Raw genomic sequence first — 20,378 nt, forward strand, 5'->3', positions numbered from 1 at the left:
ATCGGCTTTACGATACCATATCGGTTAAAAAGTGTACAGTGAAAACTTAGCGTCTTTTGACAAGGTCTGAAAAGTGAATCACTTCGGCTGGTTTCTTTTCCATCACAATAAACTCAGTACGAAACCCTTCTTTTTTTCTTTTAAAAAATGTCTCTTTTGTAATAGGTCTAGGTGCAGACCAAGTTAAGGACTTTATATTTTCCCACGAGTCGTGAGTAATAATTTCTTGTTTATAGTAATAACAATTTCCTGAGGAGTATTGTTTACAAATGTACTTAACCGTTTGTTTCGTATGCATCCTACGTTCAACTCACTTTTTAACTTTTCATCTAGTTTCACCAGCTTTACTTATTTTCAAACTTACACTTATTTATCATCAGTCAACCCTCAGGTATCATATATTAGTGAGGAAGCGTTTTCTATGGATCTTGACAAAGTTTTCTGTTCCTCATAGTATTAAATAGTGCACAATTACTTCGTATTTACAATTTTTATAGAGAAGAAGTGATGCTGATCATGCTACAAAAATTAAAAGATAGTAATATCATGGATAATGAAATCAAAGAATTAATGATACCTGCTGACAAAGTTGCTCACGTTCAATTAGGAAACCCTCTAGAGCATGCCCTTCTTGTTCTTATTAAATCTGGTTATTCCGCTATTCCAGTTCTAGATTCAAGCTATAAACTGCACGGTCAAATTAGTAAGGCTCTCATTTTAGATTCTATCTTAGGACTTGAACGATTTGAATTAGAGCGGCTGAACGAGCAACGTGTAGAAAATGTAATGGAAGAAAAAATTCCATGGATTAATAAAAATTCTACTTTCTCAAGAGCATTGGCAATGTCAATCAATCACCCATTTATTTGTATTCTAGATGACGATCGTTCCTTTATTGGCATCTTAACTCGAAGGTCTATATTAGCTTTGATTAATCGTTATTTGCAAAAGTAATGAATGTAAACTGATCTGCTTATACGCTGATCAGTTTATTTTTATTTCAAAACAGTGTTAGAATAATGATTGTTATGTTATTAGAAAGGGGTTATATTTTTGGAAACCGCATTATTTTCTCCAGTTACAATAAAGAACGTTACACTACATAATAGAATCGTCATGTCTCCTATGTGCATGTATACTGCCAATACAGATGGAAAGGTAAAACCATTTCACATCACTCATTATGGGAGCAGAGCCATTGGCGGAGTCGGATTAGTGATGATTGAAGCCACCTCAGTTACCCCTGAAGGTCGTATATCTAATCAAGACCTTGGGATTTGGAATGATGAACAAATTGATGGTTTGCGTGAGATCGTAAAAGAAATTCATCGTTATGATTCAAAAGCAGCTATTCAACTAGCTCATGCTGGACGTAAGGCAGTGGCTGATGGAGATGCGATTGCTCCAAGTCCAATTCCTTTTAATGAAAAATTGAAGATGCCAACCGAGATGGACGAAAAAATGATTTACGATACAATAGAAAATTTTAAACAAGGAGCCGTTAGAGCAAAAGAAGCGGGGTTTGATGTGATTGAAATTCACGGAGCGCATGGGTACCTTATTAATCAATTCCTTTCACCTTTATCGAACAAACGCACTGATGATTTTGGTGGAGCTATTGAAAATCGATATCGCTTTCTTGAAAAAATCATTGATGCTATAAACACCGTTTGGAACGGACCATTATTTGTTAGATTATCAGCAAATGAGTATACTGCCGGTGGAAATGACATAAATGATTTTATTTATTTTTCCAAACGAATGAAAGAGCAAGGTGTTGATCTCGTTGACGTAAGCAGCGGCGGAGTTGTAGTCGCTCCTATTCATGCCTATCCAGGTTATCAGGTTACTTACGCCGAACAGATTCGAAAAGAAGCCAACATTAAAACCGGTGCTGTCGGTCTTATAACATCTGGCATTCAAGGTGAAGAAATCTTACAAAATCATCGTGCAGATTTCATTTTTGTCGGGAGAGAGTTATTACGTAATCCATATTGGGCACTACAAGCTGCAAAAGAGTTAAATGTTGAGATACCTACACCAAAGCAATATGATCGGGTTTGGTTTTAGAGCATTAATAATACAAATCTAGGTTAGTGGTCAAAACCCGTAGGTAAAGAAAAGCTTTCCACTCACACCTTAAAAGATACGGGCAGCGATATTAGCATAAGAATTAAAATGCCACGAGAATTACTCTCCCGTGGCATTTTTTATTTAGCTAGTAAATTTCTCTACCAATACTTTTTTCCTCCCAGAAAACATTTGCCTGAGAACAAGTGTGATAAATAAATTTGGGATTGATGCTTGAAAGTTCACAATGTCCGTCATTTTTGTTCGATTTCCAGCAGACTCAAACTGATGCCTGTGTTCCCACTCAATAAAAGGAAATGGAAGCTTTATTCCTTTATCAATAAAAAACTCTTCCTCTTTAACTTCAAGAATTTTGGCCGTCCATTTCTTTTTAGCTACACCGAAATTCAGTTCCATTTCAATATGGTTCCCCTCAATCGTGCTAGGATCAGAGTGAAGCTTAATTTTTGGAAACGATGTGATAACAGTCAAATTTTCAGCACTCTTAAAAAAGTCCCAAACCTCACTAAGTGGTGCATCAATAGTTGTTTCGTATTTAAATGTTCCTCTCCCCATACCTGCCACCCCCATTGGATACTTTATCCTTATTTTAAATTTATAGTACAATTAATGTAAACAATTACGACTGGAGGATTACAATGAGCTTTCGCTTTCAAAAACGAGTTCGAGTTGCACCAGGAGTACGGCTGAATATAAGCAAACGAGGGATAAGTTCTTCAATAGGTCCAAGAGGGGCAAGTCTTACTGTTGGCAAGCGCGGGCTATACGGAAATGTAGGCATACCCGGAAGCGGCCTCTCCTACCGTACACGTATTGATCGACGCAGCGGTCAGCGCCTAATTAATGTTACTGATAAAAATCAAACCTATGAAAACGTACAATTATCCTTTAATACACAGGATAATGCCGTTCAATTTTTAACAGACAAAGGAGAACCATTACCTATAACAGTGGAAAGAAAGCTTAAGAAAGAATTTTCCAAACAAGTTGAACAAATTTACCTGGAAAAAGAACAAGAAATTAATGCTCAAACCGAGAAACTTTTACAGTTACATCATCAAGTCTTTAAAGCTTTTTCCATTCAAGAATTGCAAAATCTCATTGAAAAAAATCTTTCTTTTGAAGAAATGGAACCTAATCAAAGTGAAATAATTGACCAACTAAATGAAGAAAGAAAAAAACAACTGAACTTCATTGAGCGCTTAGTCCTTCTTTTCCCTGCTAAAAAGAGAAAGTTTGAAAGTCGCTTGCAAACAGAAGCAGACGAGATGTTTCAAGAACAGTTAGAGGACTATATCGAACAAAAGCAGTTATTTTTAGAGGAAAAACAGAAAAGGGAAGACCTCCTAGCATCTGTTTTAAAACATGACGTTCAAGCAACAGAAGATTGGCTTGCTTTGCACTTAGAAGAGTTAGACTTTCCATTAGAAACAAATGTCGATTTTAAAATGCTGAGTGAACACACAATCTATTTTGATGTCGACCTGCCAGAGCTTGAAGAAGTGCCTTTAGAGAAGGCAACAATTATGAAGTCTGGAAAGTTAAAAATTCAAGAGAAATCCCAGCGTGAGACGCGTGAACATTATGCAGTGATGGTTGGAGGCACAGCACTTTATTTATGCTCCTTTGCCTTTGCCTTTGTACCTACATGTGAAAGAGTTGTCATCTCTGGATATACACAACGTTCAAATGAAACAACAGGACATAAAGATGATACTTACATATACAGCTTAATAGTTGAACGAGATCGTTTTTATTCATTAAACATGGCTGGTCTCCACCCCATTTCAGCCTTCGAAAACTTTGAGCATCGGTTAAATGCAACGAAAACGTTTATTTTTAAAGAAATTATTCCTTTTCGTCCTGAAGAGTTTACAGGGTAATCGCTATGAATTATCATTTTATACAATTAGTGACCGGACTTATCATTGCCCACCTGCTATTATGGGCCAGTTTTGCCTGGCAACCTGTTTCGTTTTGGATCATTTTCTCGCTTGCTTTATTGATTTTAATTGGTATTGCCTTCGGTTTCGGATCTATATATAGTCGTACAGTTACTCTTAGACACCTTTTGTTGGCATTAGGAAGTGGTGTTGGACTCTATGCTTTGTTTGCCTTTGGAAAATTCCTAATTGAATGGCTCAATTTACCGTTTCTTACACAACTGAATGCACTCTATGCACTAGTACAACCAATCGAATGGTGGCACTTTCTTATGCTGTTTTTAATCGTCATTCCTGGAGAAGAACTGTTCTGGCGTGGCTTTGTTTTACAGAAGTTACGCTTTTGGATGAAACCTGTTCCAGCCATCTTCATCTCAACATTTTTATACGCTGCTGCACATATTTACGCCGGAACTCTTCTATTATTGCTAGCGGCACTAGTCGCAGGACCCGTATGGGCTTATCTTTACTACCGAACTGAAAACATGGCCATCCCTATTTTATCTCACGGCATATTTAACTTATTTTTATTAGTGCTTTTTCCTTTGTTGTAAAAAAAATCCCGAGCGTCTTAGAAGCTTGGGATTTTACTATAATTGAAGAGCATTTTAACTTTTAGGCATAAATATTAACGATTAAACCTTTGATTTCACCGACCATATCAAGGATATCAAGACCTCTTTTTTGTTTATCTAACACCGCATTCGTTAAGTCCAATAACTTCCGGTCCACCTCTTGAACAATCTTATAAACTTTCGTACGGCCGCGTCGGTTAAAACCACGCTTTTCTTCGAGACGAAGCCCTAGCGAAACGGCATCTTCCATAAACTCTTTAATGAGCGCTTTATATTTTCGCAGTTCATCAACCGTTCGGGTTTCTGCTAACACTTTTCCTTGATCATCAATTTTTTGCATCAATTGATTGATTCGTTCATACGCTTGTTCATCCCGTTGCTTCCCCATTACTTCCGCAAATGAAACCGAAGCTGTCGGGCCTTGTGCTTTTTGCTCGACTCGATTTAAATTAGCTCTGCCAATACGTTGAACATCCATACTCTTACCGCCTCTACTTAAAATTCTTCTCTCATTTTATCACACTGTTGGAGCAGGAATAAGACCAAGTTAAATGAAGACTTGACCAAATTTGGCCAAGTCTCCAGAGGTATCCATTATTGAAGTAATTGAAGAACACCTTGAGGTAACTGGTTCGCTTGTGCAAGCATCGCGGTTGCCGACTGATTAAGGATATTATTCTTCGTAAATTGAGTCATTTCCAGTGCCATATCAGCATCACGGATACGTGATTCCGCAGCTGTTAAGTTTTCATGCGTTACTTGTAAGTTATTGATTGTGTGCTCCATACGGTTTTGAGTAGCACCGAGTTTAGCACGCGCTTCAGAAATTTTGTTTATTGCTTGGTCTAAAGCGTGGATTGCACTACTTGCTCCCTTATGTGTGGAGACATTTACTGTCTCAATACCTAGCGTTACAATATCCATACGTGGAATATCAATCATAACGTTTTGGTTAGTATTGGGGCCAATTTGAAATGCTAATGCATTATTAGTCACTGAAAATTTAGTTGTTCCATTTTGAATTTGATTGTTAATATTGATTTCTATTCCACCATGCCGTATTACTCCATCTTTACTTGTATACGTTTTAGCTGCAGAAAGAATATTATTAGCTGTTGCATTATTGCCCTTGTATAGTGTGACTGTTGCTTGCTTTTCTACGTTAAGTTTTACTGTACCTGCACCAAGTATATTCTGTGTATTAATTGATAATCCACCAATATTGACAGTACTACCATTATTAGCGACACCTACAGAACGGTCTCCTAAAGGGAGTCCATCTGGTCCAATTACTTCTATATGAGCACTCTTTGTTGTTACTCCACTTACAGTATCTTCCTCGTAGTTACGAATATTAATTGTATATTCACCAAACATTTGTTGACCATTATTTGCTGGATTTAAGGCTATCCCCCCTGCTTGCACATTAGTATTTGTAATTCCACCATTTTCTTGAGTTACTTCTAATTTAGGTACAACATTAGCAAATTGCATATGGTAAGTATCAGATGCTAATCTTGCATCTAAAACTTTAGGTGTGCCCATAATCCTTGCGCCATTATCGTTTGCATTATTAATTGAAGTTAACACCGCACTCGAGCCATCTAATAGTTTACGTGTATTGAACTCTGTTTTATCAGAAATACTATCAATCTCTAACTTCAACTGATCAATCTCTTTCTGGATTTGCTCACGGTCATACTCTGTGTTCGTATCGTTTGCTGCTTGTACCGCTAATTCGCGCATACGTTGAAGCATTGTGTGTACTTCTTGCATTGCACCTTCTGATGTTTGCATTAAAGAAATACCGTCTAATGCGTTACGCTCAGCTTGTTTAAGACCACGGATTTGAGATCGCATTTTTTCAGAAATCGCTAATCCCGCAGCATCGTCAGCTGCTCGGTTGATGCGTAGACCTGAAGAAAGCTTTTCTAAGTTTTTTGATGTATTAAATTGATTTTGGTATAGATTACGATAAGCATTCAATGCTTGGATATTATTATTAATTTTCATATAAGTTTGACTCCTCTTCTTTTATTCGTAGATTGATGCTTGCTCATAAGCATTCGATTTTTGTTTTATCACTTTCGGTTGGATATCTGTATTTTTCTTCATCGCTTGATTCCAAGCAGTCATAATTTCACTTAAAAGATTTAGAACCTCTTTAACACACTCTACATTTTTTGTATAGTTAGCTTGAATTAATTGATCAGCCATATAGCTATAAATACTATCTAGTTGATCGGCGACAATACCTGCTTCATAATTTAGCCCTGCACCTAATCGCTCAATAATATCACTAGCCTTTTGTAAGTATAAATTAGCTTCAATATATTCCTTATTTTCAATTTCAGTAATAGCTTTTTCTAAGTTTGTATAGCATGCTTCATAAAGTAAAGCCGTAATTTCTTGTGGAGATTTTTTATGAAGTGCTTCATTCGTCAAAATTTGCGTCAAGGTTACACCCCACTCCTATATTTCTACTTTTTTTATCGACAAAATCATTTGTTTGTTTAATACTTTTTCTCCATTTGTTCAATTAAAAGCAAAATTTCTGCCATAACCGAATATAGTTGCGGTGGAATGTTCTCACCCAAATCCATATCTAATAGATTTTCCACAAGCAACGGGTCTTCTTGCATATGAATGTTATTTTTTTTTGCTAGACTAATAATTTGATTGGCGACATCACCTTTCCCTTGCGCAACTACTTTAGGTGCCCCGCCGTCTTCCTTATCATATTGAATCACCGCAGCTGTTGTACCGTTTGTTACACGTCGCTGCTTATGATTAAAGTGTTTAGAAATCATCATATTTTATAATCAAAGCCTTTCTCTGTAAAAATCGGTTGTTGAGATTTGTTTTGTACCTCAGTCTCTTCTCTCGTTGTATCTTCTTTTTCATTATTAAAATCTAGTTTTGTATACTTTATACCGTTAACGTTATAACCAATATCTTTAATATTATCAACACATTGATCAACAAGTGGTTCCATCTTCATTTCGAACATCGGTTGATTATTTTTGAGTGTAACAGATAAATTTCGGTCGACAACTGAAACCATAATCCCTACTTCACCTAATTTCGGCGTATCTATTAAGAAATATAAATTACAATTTTCCCAGTCTACTTGCTGACCTTCATTTCTTGAATTAACAAAGACTTGTAGATTTTCTATTTGTTCTTCAAGTAAAAATGGTAAGTTAAATAACATACTTTGAAGGTTCCCTTGATCTGATTTACTAAGCAACTGTTGTCCTGTTATGTTATTCACTGCTTGATTCGCTTGTTGTCCAAGGCGACTGTTTTCTTCTTCACCGCGCATTAATGTCATTAATGCCGCTTTTAAGTTTCTCTGATTATTCTCTTGTTGTGATTGTTCCTTAGAGTTCGCTAACAACATTCCAATTTCACTATCACGGTTTAATCCCAATCCTCGAACCATTTCAAACGCTTGACGAGCCGACACTTCTTGGCCATAGGTCGGCTTTACCGTTTCATTCATTTGACTCATGACGTGCTGGTGGGGTGTTCTTGCCTCTAATAACTGTCTTTCATTACTAATGTAATGCATAACTTTCGTTTCAGAAGGCTTAAACTGTAGGCGCTCAACGACACCTTTTACCTCTTGAACAATACGATTTGCTTCTTGATATTGTCCTTTTGAAAGCAGTTTTTTCGCTTCAGCTAATTGACTACTCGCTTGCATGAGTCTTTTTTCCGTTTTCATATCCGTTAATAACATCATTTCACTTTTTAAAATGGCATTATCTAGTTTCTTAATCGTAGTTTCAAGTAGTGGTTTTACTTGGTGCTGTGCTTGATTTTTAAATTGATCCATTAATCGATTAGCCACATCTAGGTTTCTAGTAATTTCCCGTTGCAGGTTTTTAAAGTCGGCTGCAGCTTGTGCCAACTTCTCAGTAATCGTAGTCACAGCAATGTCCTTACTATTTAATTGAACACTTGTCTGGAATTGTTCATTATTTATATATTGGTTCGATTCAACCGGTTGCCTGCTAGCTTCTAATAGTTGAGTTTGCTCTTTGGCTAGCGCTTGCTGCTCTAGTTGATTTAAAGCTTGCATCAATTGTTGTCTCGCCGCCATTTCTCGTCCTTGATTCGATAACTGTTTACTTTCATCCATTGCTTTTTTTAATTTATCAATCATTTGTGCGTCACTGTTTGAGTTTTGATTGATTTGGAGCTTCACTTGCTCAACTGCCCGTTCAAAATCGGCTTCTTTTTGCAGTAGCTGTTGCATTTGACGCAACGCCTCACTTAAACGTTGGTCATTTGATTGCCCTTGTATAGTGTGATTTTGACCTAGTTGATTTGTTCCTGCTGTTTCCGCTCGTACTGTTGCTTTTTCCGCATTAACTAAAGCTTGTGACAAACGTTCTTTTGAGACATTTTCGATTTGTTGTGTTTGATTAATTACTCTTTCAACCTGCTGCTGTGTAGTTCGATCAAATGTCTGATTCGAAAGGTGGTTTCGAAGTTGGTCTACACTTCTTTGTATATTTTGATCACGGCTTAGTTGATCCCTAACGTCACGGATCGCCTCGCGTGCACGGGTATTTTCTTCAGATTTCGGTTGGTTACTTAATTGCTTTTCAACTGTTTGTAACGATTGAACCATCCGGTCTTGACTAACTTGCAATAGTTGTCTAGCTTCTCGACTAGCTCTTTCAACAGCTTGAACTGCTTCTCTATTAAGTCCAGGGTTAACTACTAATTGCTGGCGCACGTGCTCGATTGCTCGTTGCACATTCGGCTCGCGTTGGACTTGCTCTCGCACTTGGCTTAGTTGATCACTTCCTCTTTGGACTTGTGACAAGTGTTGTTCAGGTATCCTTACATTTTCAGCAACTGGTTGACGACCGGAATTTCCTTCCATTCGATTATTTTCTACAGTCGCTCTACTCGCTTCCGTTCGCTGTTGCTGTTCAAATCGTCGCACAGCTTCACTGACTTGACGTTCTAGGCTTTGTCTCGACTGCTCGTTTTCGGTATTTACTCTAGGACCGGAATTTATTTCTTGGGTAATACTGGATAACACTTGGTTTATAGGACGTCCGTGTAAAGCCTCATGAACAGCACGAACTTGTGCTGGAGTCACTTCTAATCTTTTATTTGCCATTGCTTGGATCGTTTGTTGCCGCTGGTCTACTGTTCCTTGAGTGGAGTTGAAATAGCGCTGCAGCTCTTGAACTGCTTCTCGTGTTAGCGGAACACCTTTATCTAATAAAGTTTGAGCTGCTTGACGCAACTCAGGTGTTTGAGATTGAGAAACCCCTAAATTTCTCAGGACACGCTGTATATCTTTTGAATCGCCTTGTTGTACCGTAGATCCACTTCGTTCGTCTCCTATGGAACGAACTACTGGAATATCTTGACGATTTTCACTTACTTGTATAGTTACTCGGTCTGTTGGCGGCTGAGCACCTTCGAATTTTGTATGAACTTCACGACCTCTTATTTGTAAAATAGCTTCATTGTTTGGTAAGCGTTCTTTAATAGTAGCTCGATAAACTTCACCTTCACGCAAGTTTAACGTACGATCTGATGTTTGTTGTGCAACACTTGTAGGTTGATTTGTTATTTGCATCTTTTTCACTCCCGTACATTATCTCTATCGTTAATATCGGTCTAACTTATAAAAAGGTTTATGAACAATTTTTGGAGTATTTTCATTTCCATTAAATTGAACACAAAAAAGACCTAGTTTTCATAAGAAAAGCTAGATCTTTCTTATTTTAAAAAATCTTTATCTAAACTCGTTCCTCGTCTCTTTTGATCTCGTAATTGCTCACTCCGCTGTTCACCTAACTGCCCACCCTTAAGTAGAGAATGTTGTCCATACTTCAAACGAATTTCATCAACCGTTTTTGAAAGCTTCCACTTTTTCTCATCTTCCTTATAGGAAAACAAGTCTAATTGTTTATAGGCTTCTGACTCTTCAACTAAATCGATTGCTGTAATACCTAATAACCGTATTGGCTCACCACCCCAATACTTATGCCATAAAAACAGGGCTGCTTCTAAAATATCATCGTTTGTTTGGATAGGACTCGTCAGCTTTCGACTTCGAGTAATTGTTTTTCGGTCATGATAGCGTATAGTAATTTGAATGTTTTCAGAACACATCTTTTTTGTTCTTAACCTGCGTCCTACTTCATGTGCTAAATTTGTAAATACTGTTTTAATTTTTTCCTCATCTTTAGTATCTCTTGGTAAAGTCACCGAATTTCCAACACTTTTAAACTCTGAAATTGAATTAGGATCAACTTTACGTGTATCGATGCCATTGGCTCGTTGAATTAATTTCTCACCGTAAATTCCTAGCCGGCTCTTTAACAAAGTTGGATCGAAGTTGGCTAAATCACCAATCGTATGTAGTCTCATTTTATTTAATTTATTGGCTGTCTTTTCCCCAATGCCATACATTTTTATTAAAGGGAGTGGCCAAAGCATTTCAGCAATATCTCGCCTTCTTAAGACCGTAATTCCTAAGGGCTTTTTCATTTCACTGGCCATTTTAGCAAGAAACTTATTAGGCGCTATTCCAATGCTGCAAGGTAATGATAAGTGCTCTAGTAAATAATTTTGAATTTCAGTCGCTTTTCGCAGTGGTTTATCACCTTCGTAATGAGACATATCCATAAAGCCTTCATCAATCGAAACCGGTTCAACTAAAGGCGTGTATTCCCGAAGTACATCGAACATTTGCAAAGAGGCAGATCGATATTTTGTGAAGTCCGGCTGTTTGATAATTAAGTTCGGGCATAGGCGCTTTGCTTGCCATACAGGCATTGTTGCCTTTACACCCTTTGCTCTTGCTTCATAACTACAAGTGACCACAATTCCGCGACGTTCCTCTTCATTTCCTGCAACTGCCAAAGGCTTACCTCTTAAACTTGGGTCATAAGCAGCTTCTACTGAGGCATAAAACGAGTTCATATCGATATGAAATATCACTTTTCCCTTCATTATCATCACCCACAAACATTATAAAACAAAATATTAGATGTTTCTTATTTCTAGGTGGTAAAAATAGTTTAGGAACTAAAGAAACTGCAACTATTACGTTTATTGGAAACTAAAAAGATGCGAGCTAATAGTTCACTCACACCTTCTGTATTACTTATTATCATCATCGACTTCATTAAAACTACTCGTTTTATCTACCCATTGTATAAATTCCTGCCCATAATAATGCTTACAAAAATCTTTTACAAAGTGCAATGACTCTTCCAGTCTCTTTTTTTGTTCTTCGTTTTCATTTGCATAATTATCAAGGAATTCAGAGAAACGGTAGGTAAATTCGGAAGTTGCTGCTCGCTTCTTCTCACCTTCTGGCGTTAGCATCACATATGAGATCCGAAGGTCATTTTCATCTTTAATGGTTTGAACAAGCCCTTTTGCTTTTAAACGTTTAATCACTTGCATAACTGTCGATAAATCCCACAAGCCTACTTTGGCAATATAAGACATTGAAACTTTTTTCCCAAAATAAATAATCCAGAGCATATGTTGCTCTGACTGTGTGATTCCGACTTCTTGCGCTGACTTTTGCCAGTCTTCTTCCACAACTTTATACGTTGCGCGGAAATAATTTAACATTTGATGTATAGAATTATATTCCAAATTAATCAACCCTTTCTCCCAGGCCCATAATATAAGTATTTATCTATATTTTACTTTTATTCACTAACATTTTACCAGTATAGTGTACCAAAAAACGAAAAAGAGTCCAAAACATTTGGACTCTTTTGGAAGTATTATTTATTTGTAACGGTTTTAACGATAGAAACAACTGCTTCTGCAAGCTTAATTAGCTCAGAAATAGGCATGCGTTCATTTTTCGTATGTATCTCTTCATACCCGACTGCAAGGTTTACCGTTGGAATACCGAAACCTGCAATGATATTCGCATCACTGCCACCGCCGCTTTTTAGTAAGCGTGGTGTACGGTCAATAGAAGTCATCGCTTGTTTAGCAACTTCAACTACTTCATCACCATCACCAAGTTTAAAGCCTGGGTACATGACATCCACATCAACATCCGCTGTCGTACCGAATTCTCTTGCCGTATCTTCAAACGCAGCTTTCATGGCAGTCACTTGTTTTTCCATTTTTTCAGGAAGAAGTGAACGAGCTTCAGCTAAAATCGCTACATAATCACAAACAATATTCGTTTGTGTTCCCCCTTCAAAACGGCCGATATTTGCTGTCGTTTCTTCATCAATTCGCCCTAGTGGCATTTTTGAAATCGCCTTAGCAGCTACTGTAATAGCTGAAATTCCTTTTTCAGGTGCTACACCAGCATGGGCTGTTTTTCCGTGTACTACAACATTTACTTTTGCTTGTGTTGGAGCTGCAACGATAATGTCGCCAACTGGTCCATCGCTGTCTAATGCAAATCCGAACTTTGCTTTTACTAAAGAAGGATCGAGTGCTTTAGCTCCTACTAACCCTGATTCTTCACCAACAGTAATGATAAATTGAATTGTGCCATGGTCTATGTTTTGCTCTTTTAATACTTTGATGGCTTCAAGCATTACAGCAATTCCAGCTTTATCATCAGCACCTAGAATAGTCGTTCCGTCCGTTACTACGTATCCATCCTTAATAGACGGTTTTACACCTACACCCGGAACAACAGTATCCATATGAGAAGTAAAGTAAATCGGATCTACTCCCTCTTTAGTACCAGGTAAAGTACAAATTAAATTGCCTGCACCATGTCCTGTTTCATCTGTCGTATCATCTTCAAATACTTCAACACCAAGGTCCTCAAACTTTTTCTTTAAAACAGGTGCAATCAATTGTTCATGTTTCGTTTCTGAGTCAATTTGAACGAGCTCTAAAAACTCATCCACAAGACGTTGTTCATTAATCATTTATCTGCCTCCATCTGTCGGTTTTCACTTTAAATGGTACATGATTTTCCCGAACATTTCACCTTTTGTAAAGTCTATTAGAAGAGAAAGATTATTCTGATTTATTTTTTTCACAAAACTCGTAAAGGATTCCACCTGAAGATTTGGGATGAATAAATGCAACTTGCGCTCCACCCGCTCCTTTTACCGGTTCATTATTAATCATTTGAATCCCTTTTTCTTTAATTTCGTTAATGCGGTCTTGAATACCTTCAACACCTAATGCGATATGGTGAATACCTTCACCTTTTTTAACAATGAATTTTGCTATTGGACTTTCCTCATGTAAGGGCTCTAACAATTCAATTTTTGATTCTCCAATTTTTAGAAAAGCAACTTTTACTCCTTGAGAAGCCACTTCTTCGATTGCTAGTAATTCGAGGTTTAATTGTTCAGTGTAAAAAGGTAGTGCATTTTCAATTGATTGAACAGCAATTCCGATATGATCGATTTTTTTAGGTGCATTCGAGTTTCCCATAACTATCCACTCCTAGTTTATTTTAATATTTTTATCTTTATAGTAATACCCAATGTAGAATCTTCTCTATAATTCTCATTTTTCCTCCTTTTTTGTCATTGTCAAACAATGATTAGGATGGAAAGTTCATAAGTTATAGGAATAAAAAAGATCCTTGTCCAAACGCCTATAACAAGGTACAATAATTATAGTATGTCTTTTTAGGAGGTCATTCCATATGCCACGTAAATTTCAAAAATTAGTCATCTATGTGATGATTGTAACATTAGTATTAGGTAGTTTACTCACAGGAGCCGCTTTGTGGCTCTAAATGATATGAAGAGGCGTACTCATCTAAAATGAGCCTGCCTCTTCTTTTTATTTATTCAATAGCTCCAGCTTTTCTTGCAAGTTCTTCAAAGCTTTCAGTCGTATTTACAATTAATATTTTCGTTCCGAGTGGAATTTCATTATATAACTTTTCTACATTAGTATTTTCCATTCTTACGCAACCTGCTGTTACATAATGACCTATTGATTGTGGAGCATTGGTCCCATGAACACCGTATATTCTCCCGTCCGTTTCTAGTGCGTCAAAGCCGATCCATCTCGTTCCTAGTGGATTTTCCTTTGCCCCTCCCTCAATATCTTTTTTTCGATAATAAGGGTTTGGCGCCTTAACGACAATCATAAACTCACCTTCTGGAGTTAAATCCATTTCCTTTCCAGTTGCTACAGAATATACGTTTTGAATAATGCCATCCTGAATATAAGCGAGTTGATTATATTGTTTATTAACGATAAGGTACGGATCACCAATCAATGGATTTTCACCAAGTGGCCAAATAGGAGAAGCGACTAACAACAGCGATAAGAAAAGTGTTTTCAGCATAAGACCGCCTCCAAGATCTACTCTTTTCCTTATCTTGACTAACGATCCTATTTTTATACTTACTTCTCCTTATTTATTGGTTGTTTTCTTAATGATTCCTTAATTAATAGATATTTTTCAAGTTCATGCATGACATAATACAGTGACGATCGAATTTCAAATTCTTGACGTGTTTGCGGCAATTCCATCTGCTGAAACTCTTGTCGCATTTTAGCCAGCTCGTCTAAAAAATAACTTGCTGTATTTACCGGACCCACAGCTTGACTAAGCTCTTCTAAAAAACTCGATATTTTAATTCCTTGAATAACCGTATCATCTAAGGAAGAAATAAACGGCATAATCCTTTCAATGATTTCAAATTGCCTTTCTCGCATTTTAAAGTAATGATAATACTGATCTTCATACCGTAATAAATGATTTTCAATATTTCGTATGGCGATATCTTTAGCGTCTTGAATCAACTCGTATGTTTCCGTTAACTCTTTCCCACCCCATAAATTACCACTATCACGTAAATAGTTTGAGAACTCATTTAAGATGATCTTAAAATTATCCTCAATTCGTTTTTGATACTTATGTAAATCACGGTCTACACTCGGCATATATAAATTCATTAATAAAGCTACTCCTATACCAATGATGATTATATATAATTCGTTTAAAAATATTGCGACTGAAACCGTACCTAGCGTATAAATATGTAAGATGATAACACAGCTCGTTACAATCCCTTCTTTTACTTTCAGTTTAACGGATAGAGGTATAAAGACTAATAATAAAATCACAAGAGAAATAGGATGGTAACCAATCCATTCAAACAGGATAAAAGCTAGTACTAACCCTAATAAGCATCCGACAAACCGTTGCCAGGATACTGATATCGAACTACGTCGCGTAACGGAAATACATAAAATGGTTAGGATAGCTGCTGATGCATAAAAATCTAACGAAAGCCATTGGGCGATGGCAATGGCAATACCTGCCCCAACTGCCGTTTTTAATGTTCGATAGCCTATTTTAAACATATAGTTCTCCTATTAAATAGAATAGAAAAAAGATGGCCTAGAGACCATCTTTTATTATACGGTAATTCATTTAATTTATCAGCTTGTTTAAAAGCCAAACTTATTTTATAGTACCTTTTGAAGAAAATCACGAGCACGCTCTGTTTTTGGTTGACTGAAAAATTCACTTGGAGGAGCATCTTCTAACAACTGCCCATGATCTAAGAAAATTACCCGATCAGCCACTTCTCTAGCGAAGCCCATTTCGTGTGTAACAATAGCCATTGTCATACCCGTTTGTGTTAATGATTTCATAACTTCTAAAACTTCTTTTACCATTTCAGGGTCAAGTGCAGAAGTCGGTTCATCAAATAACATTACTTCAGGGTCCATAGCTAACGCACGAGCAATTGCAACACGTTGTTTTTGACCACCAGAAAGGCGACTAGGATACTCATCTTTCTTTTCATATAAACCGACTTTTTTTAGAAGTCCTTCTGCCTTAGCGACAGCTTCGGATTTCTCCATTTTTTTAACCGACATCGGTGCGTAAGTTAAGTTTTCCAACACCGTCATATGTGGGAATAAATGAAAGTGTTGAAATACCATACCGATTTGTTGCCTAATTTTTAATATATCGACTTTAGGGTTCGTTAATTCCGTATCGTTAAACCATACCTCACCGGAAGTCGGTTGTTCAAGCATATTTAAGCATCTTAGAAACGTTGACTTCCCAGATCCAGAAGGGCCGATAATTGCAACAACTTCCCCTTTATTTATTGAAGTTGAAATATCTTTTAGTACTTCAAGCTTTCCAAATGATTTTGATAAATTCTTTACATCAATCACTGCGTTTCAATCTCCTCTCTAGCAACTTTCCAAGAAGAGTTAATGCCATTACTAGTACATAATAGATAACACCAGCAATCAGTAACGGCTCAAAATAGGCGAACGTATTCGAAGCCACGACTTGCGACCTTCTTAGAATATCCATAACACCTATAACCGATACGATCGCAGACTCTTTCGTTAGCGTAATAAATTCATTAAATAGCGCAGGTAAAATATTTCGAAACGCTTGAGGTAAAATAATCTTTAACATCATTTGATTATAAGGGATACCTAGTGCTTCTGCAGCTTCCTTTTGTCCCTTATCAACCGCTTGAATACCAGCACGAATGATTTCTGAGATGTAGGCAGCTGAGTTTAAACCAAATGTTAAAACACCTGCTTCATAGGCAGAAATATTATAATCGATTAACTGCGGTGTCGCAAAATAGATAATAGATAATTGCAAAATAAGCGGTGTCCCGCGAAAAATTGATGTATAAATGTCTGATAATATAATTAAAACTTTAACTTTCCCAATCTTAAGTACCGCAAGAAATGTCCCTAAAATTAAACCGATGATTAAAGACACACTTACAAACTTTAACGTGACCCATATCCCTCCCATAATAAAAGGGATAGAGGGCACGATTTGGCTAAAATCCAAATTCATGCCCGTATCTCATTCCTCTCTCGTATATTTCTATGTTATAAATGTTTATTCGTCAAACCATTTTAAAATTAATTCTTCTAACTTGCCATTCTCTTTCATTTCGTTAAGAACTTCATTAAATGGATCTAAAAGTTCACTACCTTTAGGGAATGCAATCGCAGAACCAGCCTCTTCAGTATGTGGTAACAGGAATGAAGTTAGTTCTTCATTTCTCTCTAAGTATCCTTTAGCAACTGTATCTTCAATAATAGCTGCATCGATACGTCCTGCTAAAATTTCTTGAATTAATTCTGGAATACGATTACGCTTTTCAATTTGTAAGCCGTCCACCTCAGGAGCTAACACACCTTCAGCCTCTTCTTCTTGAATAGAGCCAAGCTGAACACCAATAGCTTTGCCAGCTAAATCCTCTACAGTTTCAATTCCACTATCAGCCTTTGAAACAATTAAATTATTTGCTTCATGATAGATATCCGAAAAATCGGCACGCTCTAAACGATCCGGTCTAGGTGTCATACCAGCTAAAACAAAATCAACTCGTCCGCCTTCTAATGCAGGAATAAGACCACTGAAATCCATATCCCTAACTTCAAACTCATACCCTAGTTCTTCCGTAATATAACGCGCTAAATCTACATCAAATCCAACAATTTCACCTGTAGCTTCGTCAATTGATTCAAATGGAGGGTAGTCTGCTGAAGTACCCATAACAAGTACTTGTTTGTCATCTGATCCACACCCTGCAAGTAACCCTAATGATAGTAATGCTGTTACGCCTAATTTAAAAAACTTTTTCATCAATAATCCCCCTGTTTCTTAATTAAAGTAATTTTATATTCTTTGTATAAATAACTAATAAATATTCATCTTGGTGTATCTTAACACACCAAAAAAAATTTGAAAAGGTTTTTTATAAATAATATTGCAGATTTATAAATGTTTGAAAGTTCAATAGATTAACAATTTTAAATATAATACTAGTATGGTTTGGCTTTTTTTACAATACTATTTTTATTAAATAATTTAAAATTTTTTTATTCATTGGGGGACAAAATAAATGTACTGTAATAATGACGTGTGGAATTTTAGTTTTTATCTTCTTTTACTATATGTACTTAAAATACTAGAATAACGCCAAACAAAAAAGGATAACAGTGATGGTGTCACGCACCTCCGTGTTATCCTTTTGATCTTATTTATCCTTTAAACATTTCAGGGATCATTTGTAAATCCATACTCCAAACGATTGGGAGATAGAAATAGATGGCGATCACTATAACAACAATAGAAATCAGATTAATCCACAATCCGGCTCTAGCCATATCAACCATTTTTAAGTGTCCTGATGCAAAAACAACTGCATTCGGTGGTGTCGCAACTGGTAACATAAAAGCACAAGATGCTGCAATCGCTGCCGGGATCATGAGTGCATAAGGGTGAACACCGATTGCAAAAGCAAGCGAAGCCATAATTGGCAATATCATCGTTGCTGATGCAGTATTCGATGTAATTTCAGTCAGGAACATAACAAGTGCTGTAACGATGGTAACCACTAATAGGAAGTGAACTCCTTCGACAACTGTTAATTGGTTTCCAATCCAAGCTGCAAGTCCCGATTCTCTAAACCCTGCGGCTATCGCAAGTCCACCTCCAAATAAAAGGAGAATTCCCCATGGAACCTTTTTTGCTGTTTCCCAATCTAATAGAAACGTACCTCGCTTACTTAACGAAGGAATTATAAACAAAACAGATGCTGCTATAATAGCAATCATTGTATCATCGATTCCTGGAATAAGACCGTCTAGTAAAAACGAACGAGTAATCCATGCAAAGGCTGCCAATAAAAAGATCGTAAGTACAGCCTTCTCTTCAAAACTAGTTTTTCCTAGCGATTTCTTTTGTTCACGTATTAACTCATCCCCGCCAGGTAATGTTTTCATTTGAACCGGAAATGCAAATTTTATTAAATAAACCCAAGCAAGACCAAGTAGAATAATAGATAGAGGTAATCCAAACATCATCCAATTGGCAAAAGAGATATCAATGCCGTATAACTCATTTACCACACCGGCTAATATCATGTTTGGAGGTGTACCGATTAAGGTTGCTAAACCTCCAATTGAAGCCGCATATGCAATACCTAACATCATTGCACGCCCGAAATTTTTATCCTCATTCGCAATGCCTACATTTTTTTCTTTTAAACTACGGGAGACTTGATAAATAATAGCAGTACCTATTGGAACCATCATCATTGCTGTAGCCGTATTTGAAATCCACATCGATAGAAAGCCTGTCGCGACCATAAACCCAAGTACGATCCTTTGTGTACTTGTACCAATAATAGAAATGATCGTTAATGCAATTCTCTTGTGTAATTCCCAACGCTCCATAGCAAGAGCAATTAAGAAGCCTCCTAAAAATAAGAAAATGATACTATTACCGTAAGAAGAAGTGACTGCGCCACTATCCATAGCCCCCGTGATTGGGAAAAGTACAATCGGCAACAACGAAGTCGCAGGGATCGGGATCGCTTCTGTAATCCACCAAGTCGCAATCCAAACTGTACTAGCCAGAACGGCCCTTGCTTCTGGTGATAAGCCTTCTGGTGAGAAAAACATCATGATAACAGCGAAAAGTGCTGGTCCCAACATCAAACCTATAAGCTGAGACTTTTTATACATTGGATTAGAATTATTATTTTTCTCTTTTTCTCTCGAATCAGTCTTTTCATTTGTATCTTGAGAAGTTTGAGTTGCAAATGAGAAGGTTACTATATTTTTTACTTTCTTATGAGATTGCCAAAGATTATTCCATACATTAGAAATGAATGTATTATTCATATATATTCTCCCCCTCAAGATTATTCTTATTATTCTAAGTATAAAACGCTTTCATTTTTAATTGTAATTTTGTACATAAAGGTCTATTTTTGTTCTTTTTGGTCTTAATTTAAGTTTTATAACCAGG

At 36.8% G+C, this 20,378-nt stretch carries 22 protein-coding genes; 5 read left to right on the forward strand and 17 right to left on the reverse strand.

Annotated elements, in window-relative coordinates; translation table 11 throughout:
- Window positions 1–46: 46 nt before the first annotated feature.
- Window positions 47–298, reverse strand: coding sequence for a hypothetical protein (locus AC2VNP_RS04550; RefSeq protein ID WP_486916210.1), 252 nt, complete (start codon window positions 296–298; stop codon window positions 47–49).
- Window positions 299–516: 218 nt separating this feature from the next.
- On the opposite strand from AC2VNP_RS04550, the gene cbpB reads away from it, so the two are divergent.
- Both cbpB and namA read left to right on the forward strand, forming a co-directional pair.
- Complete coding sequence (gene cbpB / locus AC2VNP_RS04555) at window positions 517–954, forward strand: cyclic-di-AMP-binding protein CbpB (RefSeq protein ID WP_486916211.1); 438 nt, start codon at window positions 517–519, stop codon at window positions 952–954.
- 99 nt (window positions 955–1,053) lie between these two features.
- Window positions 1,054–2,070: an NADPH dehydrogenase NamA gene (namA, locus tag AC2VNP_RS04560; protein ID WP_486916212.1), complete on the forward strand. Its 1,017-nt coding sequence runs from the start codon at window positions 1,054–1,056 to the stop codon at window positions 2,068–2,070.
- A 144-nt stretch (window positions 2,071–2,214) separates the two neighbouring features.
- On the opposite strand, the gene AC2VNP_RS04565 is transcribed toward namA, so the two are convergent.
- Window positions 2,215–2,646, reverse strand: a complete 432-nt coding sequence (locus AC2VNP_RS04565) for an SRPBCC family protein (RefSeq protein ID WP_486916213.1) — start codon at window positions 2,644–2,646, stop codon at window positions 2,215–2,217.
- Between the two features lie 83 nt (window positions 2,647–2,729).
- Here AC2VNP_RS04565 and AC2VNP_RS04570 point away from each other — a divergent pair, with 83 nt between their 5' ends.
- Entirely contained in the window at window positions 2,730–3,974 is a 1,245-nt protein-coding gene (locus AC2VNP_RS04570; RefSeq protein WP_486916214.1) for a DUF4236 domain-containing protein, read from the forward strand.
- Window positions 3,975–3,979: 5 nt separating this feature from the next.
- Window positions 3,980–4,588 carry a CPBP family intramembrane glutamic endopeptidase gene (locus tag AC2VNP_RS04575; RefSeq protein WP_486916215.1) on the forward strand — a complete coding sequence of 203 codons (609 nt, stop codon included), beginning with the start codon at window positions 3,980–3,982 and terminating at the stop codon, window positions 4,586–4,588.
- A 61-nt stretch (window positions 4,589–4,649) separates the two neighbouring features.
- Here AC2VNP_RS04575 and AC2VNP_RS04580 read toward each other — a convergent pair whose 3' ends face one another.
- The 9 genes from AC2VNP_RS04580 to mce form a co-directional block, all read right to left on the reverse strand.
- Entirely contained in the window at window positions 4,650–5,087 is a 438-nt protein-coding gene (locus AC2VNP_RS04580) for a YaaR family protein (RefSeq protein WP_418199591.1), read from the reverse strand.
- 116 nt (window positions 5,088–5,203) lie between these two features.
- Window positions 5,204–6,622: a flagellin N-terminal helical domain-containing protein gene (locus tag AC2VNP_RS04585; protein ID WP_486916216.1), complete on the reverse strand. Its 1,419-nt coding sequence runs from the start codon at window positions 6,620–6,622 to the stop codon at window positions 5,204–5,206.
- A gap of 21 nt (window positions 6,623–6,643) precedes the next feature.
- Window positions 6,644–7,066 (reverse strand): flagellar export chaperone FliS, encoded by a 423-nt coding sequence (gene fliS / locus AC2VNP_RS04590; protein WP_486916217.1) that lies wholly within the window; start codon window positions 7,064–7,066, stop codon window positions 6,644–6,646.
- Window positions 7,067–7,122: 56 nt separating this feature from the next.
- Window positions 7,123–7,422, reverse strand: coding sequence for an EscU/YscU/HrcU family type III secretion system export apparatus switch protein (locus AC2VNP_RS04595; protein WP_486916218.1), 300 nt, complete (start codon window positions 7,420–7,422; stop codon window positions 7,123–7,125).
- Window positions 7,419–10,220 carry a hypothetical protein gene (locus AC2VNP_RS04600; protein WP_486916219.1) on the reverse strand — a complete coding sequence of 934 codons (2,802 nt, stop codon included), beginning with the start codon at window positions 10,218–10,220 and terminating at the stop codon, window positions 7,419–7,421. The genes AC2VNP_RS04595 and AC2VNP_RS04600 overlap by 4 nt, the downstream gene beginning before the upstream one ends.
- A 143-nt stretch (window positions 10,221–10,363) precedes the next feature.
- The gene (locus AC2VNP_RS04605; RefSeq protein ID WP_486916220.1) at window positions 10,364–11,602 is read right to left on the reverse strand and encodes a DNA polymerase IV; all 1,239 of its coding nucleotides are present in this window, start codon (window positions 11,600–11,602) and stop codon (window positions 10,364–10,366) included.
- A gap of 150 nt (window positions 11,603–11,752) precedes the next feature.
- Window positions 11,753–12,268 (reverse strand): MarR family winged helix-turn-helix transcriptional regulator, encoded by a 516-nt coding sequence (locus AC2VNP_RS04610; protein ID WP_486916221.1) that lies wholly within the window; start codon window positions 12,266–12,268, stop codon window positions 11,753–11,755.
- Between the two features lie 125 nt (window positions 12,269–12,393).
- Window positions 12,394–13,515, reverse strand: a complete 1,122-nt coding sequence (locus AC2VNP_RS04615; protein ID WP_486916222.1) for a tripeptidase T — start codon at window positions 13,513–13,515, stop codon at window positions 12,394–12,396.
- A gap of 91 nt (window positions 13,516–13,606) precedes the next feature.
- Window positions 13,607–14,032 (reverse strand): methylmalonyl-CoA epimerase, encoded by a 426-nt coding sequence (mce, locus tag AC2VNP_RS04620; RefSeq protein WP_486916223.1) that lies wholly within the window; start codon window positions 14,030–14,032, stop codon window positions 13,607–13,609.
- Window positions 14,033–14,249: 217 nt separating this feature from the next.
- Between mce and prli42 the strand changes: the two genes are divergently transcribed.
- Window positions 14,250–14,342, forward strand: a complete 93-nt coding sequence (prli42, locus tag AC2VNP_RS04625; RefSeq protein WP_216829483.1) for a stressosome-associated protein Prli42 — start codon at window positions 14,250–14,252, stop codon at window positions 14,340–14,342.
- A 51-nt stretch (window positions 14,343–14,393) separates the two neighbouring features.
- Here the strand turns inward: prli42 and AC2VNP_RS04630 are convergent, their stop codons facing one another.
- From AC2VNP_RS04630 to AC2VNP_RS04655, 6 genes are all read right to left on the reverse strand, one after another.
- The gene (locus AC2VNP_RS04630) at window positions 14,394–14,903 is read right to left on the reverse strand and encodes a L,D-transpeptidase (RefSeq protein WP_486916224.1); all 510 of its coding nucleotides are present in this window, start codon (window positions 14,901–14,903) and stop codon (window positions 14,394–14,396) included.
- Between the two features lie 59 nt (window positions 14,904–14,962).
- Entirely contained in the window at window positions 14,963–15,928 is a 966-nt protein-coding gene (locus tag AC2VNP_RS04635; protein ID WP_486916225.1) for an aromatic acid exporter family protein, read from the reverse strand.
- A gap of 105 nt (window positions 15,929–16,033) precedes the next feature.
- Window positions 16,034–16,756: an amino acid ABC transporter ATP-binding protein gene (locus tag AC2VNP_RS04640; RefSeq protein WP_486916226.1), complete on the reverse strand. Its 723-nt coding sequence runs from the start codon at window positions 16,754–16,756 to the stop codon at window positions 16,034–16,036.
- Window positions 16,749–17,408 (reverse strand): amino acid ABC transporter permease, encoded by a 660-nt coding sequence (locus AC2VNP_RS04645; RefSeq protein WP_486916227.1) that lies wholly within the window; start codon window positions 17,406–17,408, stop codon window positions 16,749–16,751. Before AC2VNP_RS04645 ends, AC2VNP_RS04640 begins: the two co-directional genes overlap by 8 nt.
- Window positions 17,409–17,453: 45 nt before the next feature.
- Window positions 17,454–18,206: a transporter substrate-binding domain-containing protein gene (locus AC2VNP_RS04650; protein ID WP_486916228.1), complete on the reverse strand. Its 753-nt coding sequence runs from the start codon at window positions 18,204–18,206 to the stop codon at window positions 17,454–17,456.
- A gap of 398 nt (window positions 18,207–18,604) precedes the next feature.
- Entirely contained in the window at window positions 18,605–20,251 is a 1,647-nt protein-coding gene (locus AC2VNP_RS04655) for an SLC13 family permease (protein ID WP_486916229.1), read from the reverse strand.
- Window positions 20,252–20,378: the final 127 nt, after the last annotated feature.

Source organism: Alkalihalobacterium sp. TH-98 (assembly GCF_057473385.1).

What these genes read in the sequence shown, in the direction of transcription:
- AC2VNP_RS04635 (WP_486916225.1), bottom strand. Translation starts at nt 15,928, where the DNA reads ATGTTTAAAATAGGCTATCGAACATTAAAAACGGCAGTTGGGGCAGGT.
- AC2VNP_RS04600 (WP_486916219.1), bottom strand. Translation starts at nt 10,220, where the DNA reads ATGCAAATAACAAATCAACCTACAAGTGTTGCACAACAAACATCAGAT.
- AC2VNP_RS04585 (WP_486916216.1), bottom strand. Translation starts at nt 6,622, where the DNA reads ATGAAAATTAATAATAATATCCAAGCATTGAATGCTTATCGTAATCTA.
- AC2VNP_RS04565 (WP_486916213.1), bottom strand. Translation starts at nt 2,646, where the DNA reads ATGGGGAGAGGAACATTTAAATACGAAACAACTATTGATGCACCACTT.
- AC2VNP_RS04550 (WP_486916210.1), bottom strand. Translation starts at nt 298, where the DNA reads ATGCATACGAAACAAACGGTTAAGTACATTTGTAAACAATACTCCTCA.
- cbpB (WP_486916211.1), top strand. Translation starts at nt 517, where the DNA reads ATGCTACAAAAATTAAAAGATAGTAATATCATGGATAATGAAATCAAA.
- AC2VNP_RS04580 (WP_418199591.1), bottom strand. Translation starts at nt 5,087, where the DNA reads ATGGATGTTCAACGTATTGGCAGAGCTAATTTAAATCGAGTCGAGCAA.
- AC2VNP_RS04655 (WP_486916229.1), bottom strand. Translation starts at nt 20,251, where the DNA reads ATGAATAATACATTCATTTCTAATGTATGGAATAATCTTTGGCAATCT.
- AC2VNP_RS04570 (WP_486916214.1), top strand. Translation starts at nt 2,730, where the DNA reads ATGAGCTTTCGCTTTCAAAAACGAGTTCGAGTTGCACCAGGAGTACGG.
- AC2VNP_RS04645 (WP_486916227.1), bottom strand. Translation starts at nt 17,408, where the DNA reads ATGAATTTGGATTTTAGCCAAATCGTGCCCTCTATCCCTTTTATTATG.
- AC2VNP_RS04575 (WP_486916215.1), top strand. Translation starts at nt 3,980, where the DNA reads ATGAATTATCATTTTATACAATTAGTGACCGGACTTATCATTGCCCAC.
- AC2VNP_RS04605 (WP_486916220.1), bottom strand. Translation starts at nt 11,602, where the DNA reads ATGAAGGGAAAAGTGATATTTCATATCGATATGAACTCGTTTTATGCC.
- AC2VNP_RS04630 (WP_486916224.1), bottom strand. Translation starts at nt 14,903, where the DNA reads ATGCTGAAAACACTTTTCTTATCGCTGTTGTTAGTCGCTTCTCCTATT.
- AC2VNP_RS04595 (WP_486916218.1), bottom strand. Translation starts at nt 7,422, where the DNA reads ATGATGATTTCTAAACACTTTAATCATAAGCAGCGACGTGTAACAAAC.
- prli42 (WP_216829483.1), top strand. Translation starts at nt 14,250, where the DNA reads ATGCCACGTAAATTTCAAAAATTAGTCATCTATGTGATGATTGTAACA.
- mce (WP_486916223.1), bottom strand. Translation starts at nt 14,032, where the DNA reads ATGGGAAACTCGAATGCACCTAAAAAAATCGATCATATCGGAATTGCT.
- AC2VNP_RS04650 (WP_486916228.1), bottom strand. Translation starts at nt 18,206, where the DNA reads ATGAAAAAGTTTTTTAAATTAGGCGTAACAGCATTACTATCATTAGGG.
- AC2VNP_RS04615 (WP_486916222.1), bottom strand. Translation starts at nt 13,515, where the DNA reads ATGATTAATGAACAACGTCTTGTGGATGAGTTTTTAGAGCTCGTTCAA.